The organism is Nonomuraea mesophila, assembly GCF_004352805.1.
In the GTDB taxonomy this organism is placed as follows: domain Bacteria; phylum Actinomycetota; class Actinomycetes; order Streptosporangiales; family Streptosporangiaceae; genus Nonomuraea; species Nonomuraea longispora.
Genome location: NZ_SMLD01000006.1, coordinates 112360 through 123787, shown reverse-complemented (window position 1 = coordinate 123787; position 11428 = coordinate 112360). Strand labels below are relative to the sequence as shown.

The following is an 11428-nucleotide window of genomic DNA, read 5'->3' as shown; positions in this document are numbered from 1 at the left end:
CCCCGAGCCCGCCTGCTCGTCGCGTGGATCCCCCGACCCCGCCTGCCCGTCGTGCGGATCAGCCGCGGTGCTCTGCCCGGCCGGAGGGCGGCCTGGTGACGGTGTGCCCGGCGTCGGGTCCCAGGGGGCGCGGGGTCGGCCCAGCGCCGTGTCGAGGCGGCCGAGCAGGGCGTCGTGGACCGCGCCGAACAGCGCCGCGCGTCCGCCGGCGAGCGCCGCCAGGTGCTCGTCTCCGATCGACCCCGCAGCCACCTTGTCGGCCGCCTCGCTCACCCGATCGCCGATCGGGCTGACCGCCAGCGCGCCCGCCAGGGCGGTCAGCGCCGCGGCCGCGTCCTCGCCGACCCGGGCCAGCCCGAGCGTGAGCGCGTCATCGAACCCCGACACCAGGTCGAGCGTCTCATCGGCCCCCTCGGGCCCGCCCGCGAGCACCTCACCGAGCTGTACGTCCAGCATCAGCGCGCCACCCCCTTCTCCGGGGTCGTCGAGGGGAACCAGTGCAGCTCGGCCAGCGGCTCGATGCTGTCGGGCACCTCGAGATAGGCCAGATGGCGCAGGAACCTGCTGAACACCACGGCCGCCGGAGTGCGCTCGGGCTGCCCGTGGATGCAGCTCATCAGCGAGTCACCCGCCGGCACCTCGACCCGGAGGTAGCGGGCCACCCGGTCGAGGCCGTACTGCACGACCGCCTCGTCGGCCAGCATGCTGATGTGCTTGCAGGCGTAGCCGTGCAGCGCGCCGCACGGCCGGTTGTTGTTGGTGCTGCAGCTCAGCGCGTGCGTGCCGGCGGTGATCGAGGAGACGTAGACCCGCTCGATGTCGGATCCGCTCGACACGACCCCCTGCAGCCGCCCGTCGGCCAGCTCGACGAAGGGCACCTTCGCCAGTTTGCGCGGCGCGACAGGCGACACCACAGGCACCACGCTGCGCCGCTCCCACGCGGTCTCGTCCGCGTCCACGACCTCAGAACCTCCCGCCCCAGCCGGTGCGCGGGCGCGGGCGGGAGTGCCCGCGCCGCCGCAAACGGCTGATCATGGTCCGGGAACTTACCTCACGCGACCGACAGAACAGGCCCGGAACGATCAACGGCTGCGATGCCGCCGTACGCCCCACGGGACGGGCGGGTTGTCGATAATATTGCTGACCAGGATGGGTTCGTACGGCATCGGGAGGATCGTGTGGTCCCAGGGTCCCCGCAGGAGGAGACGCTGACCGGACGGGTCAGAGCAGCGGTGCTCCGCGGGGATTTCGTGCCCAACCAGCGGCTCGTCGAGGCCGACGTGTGCGAGCTGTTCGGCGCCACCCGGGCCGCGGTGCGCGAGACCTTCAAGGAGCTGGCCGCCGAGGGCCTGGTCGAGATCCTCAGGAACAAGGGCGCCCGCGTCCGCGCGGTCTCCAAGGAAGAGGCCGTCGAGATCACCGAGGTGCGGATGGTGCTGGAGGGCCTGTCGGCCGCCAAGGCCGCCGAACGGGTCACCCCCGAGCAGGCCGGGCGGCTGCGGGAGATCGTCGCCTCCATGCGTACGGCCGTGCAGTGCAACGACCTCGACCGCTACTCCGAGCTGAACGCCGCCCTGCACGCCGAGATCCGCGAGATCGCCGGCCACCGCACCTCAGCAGTGATCATCGAACGGCTGGGGGCGCAGGTGGTGCGGCACAAGTTCCGTCTCGCCCGGCAGCAGGGCCGGGCCGCGGTGTCGCTGCCGCAGCACGAGCTGATCGTGGCGGCCATCGTCGCCGGCGACCCCGAGGCCGCGCAGACGGCGATGCAGCAGCACCTGCGCAGCGTCGCCAAGGCGCTTGAGGCCTCCGACGGCTGACCGGCCGCGACGCCGCGCCGACCGTCCAGTGGTTGGCGACGAAACTGTCGACAATCGCCGGTCCTCGGGAAGTCAGGCCACGTGTTCCTTGATCGCCACGCTGGTCAGGGCGAACAACAGGTCGAGGTCGGGCTCCGCGTCCATCCGCACGGCGACCCACGCCGGGTCGGGGCATGCCTGCACCTGGCCGCATTCGCGCAGGTAGGGGGCCAGCCGGTCGATCGCCGGCGTGGTCAGGCGCACCTGCACCTCGTCGCCGCCGGCCAATTTGAGGATCTCGGTTCCGCGTACGGTGAACGTGGGGCCGCGCCGGGTGTCGATCACCACGAGCGCCGGCCAGGATCGGAATTCGGCAACCGCACGGGCCACATAGGGCCCGTGGCGTGCAACGGTCCGCCGCCAGGCGGTCATCCCTGCCACGCCTCAATGCTGAGGCACGGTACACCTCCACGTCAGCGGCTGTTCCGCAACCGTTATCTATCCGTCCGGTGAGATAACCGCACGGCTCACGACCGGATCCGGCGCGCACGCAGCCCTGCGAGCCGGATTCTGGCGATATTTCTCCATCTCTGCATCGCGTATTGACGCCTCCCCGGCCTGCGGCTACCGTCCATTTTATAAGGAAACTTTACTAATAGTTTCCTCTGTGGCATCCCATCCCGTACACCCCCCAACCGGATGTCGGAGCATCATGAGACACACCATCCTGCGCAAGACCCTCGCCGGGCTGGCGGCGTTACTGCTGCCGCTCACCGTCCTCGTCGCCGCCCCGTCGTGGGCCGCCGCCTCCTCCTCCGCCTCCTCCGCCGTCGCCGCCATGGCCGACTGGGCCACGTGGACGCCCTACACGGTGGGCACGCGCGTCACCCACAACGGCGTCACGTACGAGTGCCTCCAGAGCCACACCTCCCAGCCCGGCTGGGAGCCGCCGAACGTCCCCGCGTTGTGGAAGCGCGTCAGCGACGGAGGCGGCGGGGACGACACCACCGCCCCGAGCGTGCCGGGCAACCTGCGGACGACCGGTGTCACCGACCGCAGCGTCTCCCTCGCCTGGAACGCCTCCACCGACAACGTCGCCGTCACCGGCTACGAGGTCTACCGGGGCGGCACCCTGGTCACCACGGTCACCGGCACCACCCACACCGACACCGGGCTGAGCCCCGAGACCCGCTACTCCTACACCGTCAGGGCACGCGACGCCGCGGGCAACCGCTCAGCCGCCGGCAACACCGTCAACGCCACCACCGCCGAGGGTGACGACGGCGGCGACCCGGGCGGTCCGGGCGACGGCGGGAACAAGGTGCTCGGCTACTTCGTGCAGTGGGGCGTCTACCAGCGCAACTACCACGTCAAGAACATCGACACCAGCGGCTCGGCGGCCAAGCTGACGCACATCAACTACGCCTTCGGCAACGTGCAGAACGGCCAGTGCGCGATCGGCGACAGCCACGCCGACTACGACCGCTTCTACCAGGCGAACGAGAGCGTGGACGGCGTCGCCGACACCTGGGACCCGGGCGCGCTGCGCGGCAACTTCAACCAGTTGCGCAAGCTCAAGCAGAAGTACCCGCACCTGAAGGTCCTGTTCTCGTTCGGCGGCTGGACCTGGTCCGGCGGCTTCACCCAGGCCGCCAGGAACCCGGCCGCGTTCGCCGAGTCCTGCTACCGGCTGGTCGAGGACCCGCGCTGGGCCGACGTGTTCGACGGCATCGACATCGACTGGGAGTACCCGAACGCCTGCGGCCTTTCCTGCGACAGCAGCGGCCCGGCCGCGTACCGGAACCTCATGCAGGCGCTGCGCGCCCGGTTCGGCTCCGGCAACCTGGTGACCGCCGCCATCACGGCCGACGGCACCAACGGCGGCAAGATCGACGCGGCCGACTACGCCGGCGCCGCGCAGTACGTCGACTGGTACAACGTCATGACCTACGACTACTTCGGCGCCTTCGCCCCGCAGGGCCCGACCGCGCCGCACTCGCCGCTCACCTCCTACAACGGCATCCCGACACCCGGCTTCCACTCCGACGCCGCGATCCAGAAGCTGAAGAGCAAGGGCATCCCGGCGAGCAAGCTGCTGCTCGGCGTCGGCTTCTACGGCCGCGGCTGGACCGGCGTCTCGCAGGCCGCGCCGGGCGGCACGGCGAGCGGGGCAGCACCCGGCACGTACGAAGCGGGCATCGAGGACTACAAGGTACTCAAGACCCGCTGCCCGGCCACGGGGACGGTCGCGGGCACCGCGTACGCCTACTGCGGCAACCAGTGGTGGAGCTATGACACGCCGGCCACGATCGGCGGCAAGATGAGCTACTCGAAGAACCAGGGCCTCGGCGGCGCGTTCTTCTGGGAGCTCAGCGGCGACACCTCCAACGCCGAGCTGCTCACGGCCATGAGGAACGGCCTCGGCTGACCTGACCGCCAGAAGGGCCGGCCCGCCGCTGATCGGGCCGGCCCTCCCGACCGGCGCTCGACCGGCCCCTCGACCGGCCCCTCGGCCGGTGCGGTTCAGCCCAGCTCGCGCACCTGCTCGGCCGTCAGTGAGACGGTGGAGGCGGCGAGGTTCTCCTCCAGGTGGGCGACCGTCGACGTGCCGGGGATCGGCATCGTCACCGGGGAGCGGGCCAGCAGCCAGGCCAGGCTGACCTGCGCGGGCGTGGCGCCGACGGCCTGTGCGACGTGGTCGACGGGGCCGCCGGGCTCCGCCAGCCTGCCCTTGGCGATGGGGCTGTACGGGATGAACCCGATGCCCTCCTTCTCGCAGTGCTCCAGCACCCCTTCGGAGACCCTGAGGGTGAGGTTGTAGCGGTTCTGCACGGTGACGATCTCGACGACGCGCCGCGCCCGTTCCAGCTCCTCGACGCCCACCTCAGAGAGGCCGACGCTGCCGATCTTGCCCTCGTCCCGCAGCGCCTTGAGCTCGCCCACCTGGTCCTCCAGCGGAACGGCAGGGTCCACGCGGTGCAGCTGCAGCAGGTCGATCCGGTCGAGTCCGAGCCTGCGCAGGCTCATCTCGACCTCCTGCCGCAGGTACGCGGGCCGCCCCACCGGCTCCCACTGGCCCGGCCGCGGGCGTACGAACCCGGCCTTGGTCGCGATCAGCAACCCTTCCGGGTACGGGTGCAGCGCCTCCCTGATGAGCTCCTCGTTGACGTACGGCCCGTAGGAGTCGGCGGTGTCGATGAGGTCGACGCCCAGTTCGACGGCCCTGCGCAACACCCGCACGGCCTCGTCGTGATCGCGCGGCGGCCCCCAGACGCCCGGCCCGGTGAGGCTCATGGCGCCGAAGCCGAGACGGCGGACGCTCTTGTCACCGACGGTGAAGGTGCCGGGCGAGTAGGACATCTGGCCTCCCCAGGTGCGACGTTCCAAGTCCGTGATTCAACGGATACAAGGCCCATCTTCCTATGACTCGGATTGATGCATACGTTTCGGGCTACGCGCGCGCATTTCACCTCACCTCCGAGGAGCAACCATGCGTTCTGGTTTACGCACGAGCGTGCTCGGCGCGGTCACCGCCACGGCCGTGGCCCTGTCCCCGCTCGCCTTCACCGGCTCCGCCGCCGCCCACCCCGGCAGCGGACACGGGCATGGGCACGGGCATGGGCACGGGCATGGGCACGGCCACGGGGACTCCGTACGCAAGCTCGTCAAGGCCGTCTCCGGGAAGAAGGTCAAGAAGCACCTGCGGGCGTTCCAGTCCATCGCCGACGCCAACGGCGGCACCCGCGTGTCCGGCACCCGCGGCTTCGACGCCTCCCGCGACTACGTGGCCGGCAAGCTGCGCCGCGCCGGCTACCAGGTGACGATCCAGCCGTTCGAGTTCACCTTCGACGGGTACGTCACGCCGCCCCTGTTCCAGCGGACCGGCCGGCAGCCGAAGACGTACACGTACGGGTTCTTCTCCGACTACGTGGCCATGGGTGACTCGCCCGCGGGCGAGGTCAGCGGCACGTTGCAGCCCGTGGACCTGGTCCTGCCGCCCGGCGAGCCGAACACCTCGACCTCGGGGTGCGAGGCGAGCGACTTCGAGGGCTTCGTCGCCGGCCGGATCGCGCTCATGCAGCGCGGCACCTGCAACTTCCGCGTCAAGGTGGACAACGCCATGGCCGCCGGAGCGGCGGGGGCCGTCGTGTTCAACGAGGGCCAGGAGGGCCGTACCGAGATCGACCTGAACCCGGTGCTCGGCGGACCAGGCGTGACGATCCCGTCGTTCTTCACCAGCTTCGCGGTCGGCGCGGAACTGGCCGCGGCGGAGGGTACCACGGTCACGATGAACTGGGACCCGGTCGTCGAGACCAGGACCACCTACAACGTGATCGCCCAGAGCAGGAAGGGCGACCCCCGCAACGTCGTCATGCTCGGCGCCCACCTCGACGGCGTCCAGGAGGGCCCGGGCATCAACGACAACGGCTCGGGCAGCGCGGGCGTCCTGGAGGTGGCGCTTCAGATGGCCAAGACCAAGCCGAAGAACCAGATGCGGTTCGCCTTCTGGGGCGCCGAGGAGTTCGGGCTGCTCGGCTCGGAGCACTACGTCGCCTCGCTGCCGGAGCAGGAGCGGGCCGCGATCGCCCTCTACCTGAACTTCGACATGATCGCCTCGCCGAACTACACGTTCGGCATCTACGACGGCGACGGTGACGCGTTCGGCACCGCGGGCCCGCCCGGGTCGGCGGAGATCGAGGAGGACTTCGAGCGCTTCTTCGCCGGGCGGCGGCTGCCGTTCACGGCCACGGCGTTCACCGGGCGCTCCGACTACGGGCCGTTCATCGCGGCCGGCATCCCGGCGGGCGGCCTGTTCACCGGGGCCGAGGTGCCGAAGACCGAGGAGGAGGCCGCTGTCTTCGGCGGCACCGCCGGGGTCCCGCTCGACCCGTGCTACCACAGCGCGTGCGACGACATCAGGAACATCAACGACAAGGCGCTCGACGTGAACTCCGACGCGATCGCCACCCTGGCGGGCACGTACGCGTACGACACCGGCGGCATCGGCGACGCCCCACCGGCGCCGCCGCAGACCACCGCCCGCAACGCCGCCGCGGACGGGCACCGGCCCGCCGACTCCCCCAGCTGACCCCTGCCCCGGGACCGGTCCGCCCTGCGCGCGCCGGTCCCGCGGCGCCCTCCGCACCGGCCCGCCACCCGGGCTGAGGTGGGCAGGTCGATGCGGGTGAGGTCAGGAGCGGGCCGGTCAGGAGCGGGCCGGTCAGGAGCGGTTGGGTCAGGGGCGGGGCTGGTGGCCGAAGCGGACGGGTTTCGGGCCGTGCAGGCGGACGGCGGGGTCGGTCATGCCCTGGTGGGGCCCGGCCAGCCCGGCCGCCGGCTCGATGACCGGCTCCGCCTCCCCCGCCGCCACGATCCGCCGTACCAGCCGCTCCCGCAGCTCCGCGGCGACCCGCGCGTGCGACGTGCGGCCCGCCAGGTTGACCAGCTCGTGCGGGTCGTGGTCCAGGTCGTACAGGGCCTGTTCGCGGTAGCGGGCGGCGGCCGGGACGTCCCACGGGTCGGCGTCCTCGGCGACGGCGTAGTACTTCCACCGCGACGTACGGATGCCGCGCCCCACCTCCGACTCGCTCACCTGGAAGAACACCTCTTCTGGCCACGGCGCGCGCGGGTCGCGCACCAGCGGCAGGAACGAGCGGCCCTGCATGGACGCGGGCACCGGCAGCCCCGCGGCCTCCAGCAGCGTGGGCGGCAGGTCGACGGTGCTGACGGGACGCGCGATCGCGCCGCCCCCGTCGAAGCCGGGGCCGCGCACCGCGAGCGGCACCCGCAGCGACGCGTCGTGGCAGGAACGTTTGTACTCGCCGTTGCGGGTCTTGAAGTGGTTGCCGTGGTCGGAGGTGTAGGCCACGATCGTGTCGTCCAGCAGGTCCATGCTGCGCAGCGCGTCGAGCAGCCGGCCGAGCCCTTCGTCCAGGCGCTTGACCTGGCCGAGATAGCCGCCCATGTGCCGGTGGGCCGTGCCGCCGAGCGCGGCCAGGTCCTGCGGCATCCAGCGGCCCTGATAACGCTCCTCGTAGCCGTCGGGGGCCGGGTAGTCGTCCACCTCGTTCTGGTGGTGCGGCTCCAGGAACGACAGGAACAGGTAGAACGGCTCGTCGTGGTGGTCGGCGACGAACCGCACGGCCGCGTCCACGAGGGCGTCGGAGCGGTAGCCGGGCAGCAGGACGGGCTCGTTCGCCTCGTCGTAGACGATCGTGCGGTAGGCGTCGGAGGTGTGCTCCAGCGCGTTGGCCGCCAGCCACGACCGGTAGCCGCCGCGTTCCTCCTCGGGCACCGGCTCACTGCCGGCCAGGTGCCACTTGCCGATGTAGCCGGTGGCGTAGCCCGCCTCCCCGAAGTGGTGCGCGAGCGTACGCTCGTCGGCCGGCAGCACGCGGCCGTTGCGGTGGACGCCCGTCGTGGTCGGGTAGCGCCCCGTCTGCAACGCCGAACGGGCGGGCGCGCACACCGGCTGCGGGGTGAGCGCGACCGTGGCCTGCGTGCCGTGCCTGGCCATTCTGTCGAGGTTCGGCGTGAAAGGGCCGACGGTGTCCCACCGCTGCTGATCGGTGAAGACGACGATGACGTTCGGGCGCAACAGTGGATCTCCTAACGGACTGACTATTTGATGCCGGTCAGCGCGATGCCGCGGACGAAGTATCGCTGCGTGAAGGCGAAAAGGAGGGCGGTGGGCACGAAGAGGATCACCGAGCCCGCGGCCGTGAGGTGCCACAGCGTGAAGTACTCCTGGGTGAACAGGGTGAGGCCGACCGGGATCGTGCGCATCTCGGGCGTCGTGGTGGCCACCAGCGGCCAGAGGAACTCGTTCCACTGGAAGACGAACGTGAACAACCCGAGCACGGCCAGCGCGGGCCGCGTCTGCGGCAGGATGACGCTCCGGTAGATCCGCAGCTCGGATGCCCCGTCGATGCGCGCCGCGCTGATCAGGTCGTCGGGGATCGGCTGGATGAACTGCCGCATGAGGAAGATCCCGAACGCGTCCATGAGGAACGGCGTGATCAACCCCTGGTACGTGTCGAGCCACCCCATGGTGGCCATCAGCACGTACAACGGGATCATCCGCACGAAGAACGGCACCATGAGCGTGGCCAGCAGCGCCACGAACAGCGTGTTGCGCAGCGGGAAGCGGAACTTGGCGAAGACGTACCCGACGAGCGGGTCGAACAGCAGATGCGCGAGCGTGATCGCGCCCGCCACGACGAGGCTGTTGACGATGAAGTTGCCGAACGGCGCGCGGACGAACAACTCGGCGTAGTTGCCCCACTGGGGCGAGTCCGGCACGAGGACCGCGTTGGCCGACAGCGTCTCCGCCTCGGTCTGCAACGACAGCGACACCATGTAGAGCAGCGGCACCACGGTCATGAGGCAGGCCAGCGCGAGCAGGGTGTAGAGCAGCGGCTTGCGCATCAGTACGTGACCTCCCCGCGCCGCCCCGCCCGCAGCTGCACCAGCGTGAACGCCACGATGACGATGAGCAGCAGCACCGACTGCGCCGAGGAGTAGCCGAAGTCCCTGGCGCGGAAGGCGACGTTGAAGATGTGGAAGACGGACAGGTCGGTGGCGTCGCCGGGGCCGCCGTTGGTGATGATGTACGCCTGCCCGAACGCCTGCAGCCCCGAGATGACCGCCATCACCGAGACGAACAACGTCGTGGGAGCGAGCAGCGGCAGCGTGATCCGCCAGAAACGGCGCCACGGGTCGGCCCCGTCGATCTTGGCGGCCTCGTGGTACGTCTCCGGGATGCCCTGCAGCCCGGCCAGGAACAACACCATCGTGTAGCCGACGCTCTGCCAGAGCGTGACGGCTGCGATGGTGAGCAGCGGTGAGGTGTTGAGCCACGTCTGCTCGGGCAGCCCGGCCGCGCTCAGCACCCGGTTCAGCACCCCGAGCTCGGGGTCGAGGATGTTGCGCCACAGCAGCCCGACGATCGCCACCGAGGTCAGGTACGGCACCAGCAGCAGCACCCGGAACACGACCCGGCCCCTGAGCGGCTGGTCGAGCACCAGCGCCAGCGCCAGCCCGAGCACGATCGAGCCGAGCACCACGATCACGGAGAAGACCGCCGTGACCAGGAAGGAGTGCCGCACCGCCGGGTCGGCCAGGGCCTGCGTGTAGTTGCCCAGCCCGGCCCACTGGTCGGCCTGCGGCCCCGTGCGCAGGCTGGTGGCCATCACGTTGCCGATCGGCAGGTAGAAGAAGGCCGCGAAGAACAGGATCGCGGGGATGAGGAACAGGTAAGCGGTCCGTGCGTACCGGCCCGAGAGCGTGCGTGGCCTCAGCATGGCCGCGCTCCGCTCCCGCCGCCGGTCGTCGTGCTCGTCCTCATGTGAGGAAGCCCTCCGCCGCCTCGGCGAACGCGCGCAGGGCTTCGTCGGCCGGCTTGTTCTGGATGATGACCTGCTGGTAGACGACCTTGAGCTGTTCGTCCCACTTGCCGAGCTGGCCCGTCAGGCGCACCTCCTGGGTGGAGTCCTTGGCGATCGGCAGCGCCTCGGCGAAGGTCTTGATGGCCTCGTCCTGCTGCACCTCGGGCAGCTCGGCCCAGGAGACGCGCGGCATGAGCATGCCGGTCTCCTTCGTGGCCGCCTGCTCGACCTCGAGGGCGGTGATGCGCTTGATGAAGTCCCACGACAGGTCGGGCCTGGTGGCCTTGGCGGGCACCAGCATGCTCGTGCCGGCGGCCTGGGTGACCTGGGACTTGTTCTTCAGCGGCGGGGCGACGCCGAGGTCGATGTCGGCGCTGGTCTTCCCGATCGGTTCGAGGTCCCACGGGCCGGTGAGGATCATCGCGGCGCGCTTGGCGGAGAACAACTTCTGCGGGCCCGAGTAGTCGGTGCTCGACACCGGCACCGGGGCCACCTTGTGCTTGTGGATCAGGTCGGCCTGGAACTGCAGGGCGGCGACCGCGTCCTCGATCGGTGTCATGACCTTGCCGGTCTCCGGGTCGAAGGGGGTGACGCCGGCCTGCATCATCCACGGCCAGATGTAGGTGTGGTCCTGGTTGAGCGCGACGCCGTGCACGCCGTCCCTGGTCAGCTTCTTCGCCGCGGCGAGGAACTCCTCCCAGGTGGTCGGCGGCTCCAGCCCGGCCTCGCTGAGCATGCCCTTGTTGTAGAGCAGCGTGTTGCAGGTCAGGTGGAGCTGTACGCCGTACACCTTGCCCTGGTAGGAGTTGCGCTCGACGGTGACCGGCTGCCAGTCGGAGGGGAAGCCCATCGCCTCGCCGTCGCGGTCGACGTAGTCCTGCAGCGAACGGGCGTTGCCGGAGATGGCGAACTCCTGCACCCAGCCGCCGGGCTCCTCGACCACGTCGGGCACGGTGCCGGAGGCGAAGTCGGCCAGCAGCCTCGTGCGCAGGTCGGGCCACTGGTATTTCTGCAGGTTGACCTTGACCTTGTTGGCCTGTTCGAACTCGGCGATCACCTTGCGGTAGGCCTGGTAGTCGTGTCCGGCGTTCCAGTAGACGGTGAAGGTGCCGGGTGCGGCGGTCTGCGCGGGCGGCGCTCCCGCGCAGGACGACAACACCGGCACCGCGGCGGCCGCGCCGGCCAGGCGGAGCACGTCACGGCGGGTCAGTCGGGGGGCGTGGGAAGACATCTCGGATTCCC

The 11428-nt window shown here is 70.5% G+C and carries 10 protein-coding genes and 1 pseudogene; 3 read left to right on the top strand and 8 right to left on the bottom strand.

Annotated elements, in window-relative coordinates:
- Positions 1 to 456 (bottom strand): annotated as a pseudogene (locus E1295_RS04170) (hypothetical protein); the annotation flags it as partial.
- The gene (locus tag E1295_RS04165; protein WP_132628310.1) at positions 456 to 959 is read right to left on the bottom strand and encodes a hypothetical protein; all 504 of its coding nucleotides are present in this window, start codon (positions 957 to 959) and stop codon (positions 456 to 458) included. The pseudogene E1295_RS04170 and the gene E1295_RS04165, both read right to left, overlap by 1 nt.
- A gap of 219 nt (positions 960 to 1178) precedes the next feature.
- Here E1295_RS04165 and E1295_RS04160 point away from each other — a divergent pair, with 219 nt between their 5' ends.
- The gene (locus E1295_RS04160; protein WP_246079828.1) at positions 1179 to 1820 is read left to right on the top strand and encodes a GntR family transcriptional regulator; all 642 of its coding nucleotides are present in this window, start codon (positions 1179 to 1181) and stop codon (positions 1818 to 1820) included.
- Positions 1821 to 1892: 72 nt separating this feature from the next.
- Here E1295_RS04160 and E1295_RS04155 read toward each other — a convergent pair whose 3' ends face one another.
- A complete protein-coding gene (locus E1295_RS04155) occupies positions 1893 to 2147 on the bottom strand; it encodes a luciferase domain-containing protein (RefSeq protein ID WP_132628308.1) in 255 nt (84 codons plus the stop codon).
- A 364-nt stretch (positions 2148 to 2511) separates the two neighbouring features.
- Between E1295_RS04155 and E1295_RS04150 the strand changes: the two genes are divergently transcribed.
- Complete coding sequence (locus E1295_RS04150; RefSeq protein ID WP_246079827.1) at positions 2512 to 4227, top strand: glycosyl hydrolase family 18 protein; 1716 nt, start codon at positions 2512 to 2514, stop codon at positions 4225 to 4227.
- A 95-nt stretch (positions 4228 to 4322) separates the two neighbouring features.
- Here the strand turns inward: E1295_RS04150 and E1295_RS04145 are convergent, their stop codons facing one another.
- Positions 4323 to 5159: an aldo/keto reductase gene (locus E1295_RS04145; RefSeq protein WP_132628307.1), complete on the bottom strand. Its 837-nt coding sequence runs from the start codon at positions 5157 to 5159 to the stop codon at positions 4323 to 4325.
- Between the two features lie 130 nt (positions 5160 to 5289).
- On the opposite strand from E1295_RS04145, the gene E1295_RS04140 reads away from it, so the two are divergent.
- The gene (locus E1295_RS04140; RefSeq protein ID WP_132628306.1) at positions 5290 to 6888 is read left to right on the top strand and encodes a M28 family metallopeptidase; all 1599 of its coding nucleotides are present in this window, start codon (positions 5290 to 5292) and stop codon (positions 6886 to 6888) included.
- Between the two features lie 147 nt (positions 6889 to 7035).
- On the opposite strand, the gene E1295_RS04135 is transcribed toward E1295_RS04140, so the two are convergent.
- Genes E1295_RS04135 through E1295_RS04120 form a run of 4 tightly spaced genes read right to left on the bottom strand, consistent with a single transcriptional unit; the run spans position 7036 to position 11417 of the window.
- A complete protein-coding gene (locus tag E1295_RS04135; RefSeq protein ID WP_132628305.1) occupies positions 7036 to 8397 on the bottom strand; it encodes a sulfatase family protein in 1362 nt (453 codons plus the stop codon).
- Between the two features lie 23 nt (positions 8398 to 8420).
- A complete protein-coding gene (locus tag E1295_RS04130; protein WP_132628304.1) occupies positions 8421 to 9227 on the bottom strand; it encodes a carbohydrate ABC transporter permease in 807 nt (268 codons plus the stop codon).
- Positions 9227 to 10102, bottom strand: a complete 876-nt coding sequence (locus E1295_RS04125; protein WP_132628303.1) for a carbohydrate ABC transporter permease — start codon at positions 10100 to 10102, stop codon at positions 9227 to 9229. The genes E1295_RS04130 and E1295_RS04125 overlap by 1 nt, the downstream gene beginning before the upstream one ends.
- A 40-nt stretch (positions 10103 to 10142) precedes the next feature.
- Complete coding sequence (locus E1295_RS04120; RefSeq protein WP_181957949.1) at positions 10143 to 11417, bottom strand: sugar ABC transporter substrate-binding protein; 1275 nt, start codon at positions 11415 to 11417, stop codon at positions 10143 to 10145.
- Positions 11418 to 11428 lie beyond the last annotated feature (11 nt).

Coding starts and splice junctions, on each gene's coding strand:
- E1295_RS04150 (WP_246079827.1), top strand. CDS start 2,512: ATGAGACACACCATCCTGCGCAAGACCCTCGCCGGGCTGGCGGCGTTA.
- E1295_RS04145 (WP_132628307.1), bottom strand. CDS start 5,159: ATGTCCTACTCGCCCGGCACCTTCACCGTCGGTGACAAGAGCGTCCGC.
- E1295_RS04140 (WP_132628306.1), top strand. CDS start 5,290: ATGCGTTCTGGTTTACGCACGAGCGTGCTCGGCGCGGTCACCGCCACG.
- E1295_RS04130 (WP_132628304.1), bottom strand. CDS start 9,227: ATGCGCAAGCCGCTGCTCTACACCCTGCTCGCGCTGGCCTGCCTCATG.
- E1295_RS04125 (WP_132628303.1), bottom strand. CDS start 10,102: ATGCTGAGGCCACGCACGCTCTCGGGCCGGTACGCACGGACCGCTTAC.
- E1295_RS04120 (WP_181957949.1), bottom strand. CDS start 11,417: ATGTCTTCCCACGCCCCCCGACTGACCCGCCGTGACGTGCTCCGCCTG.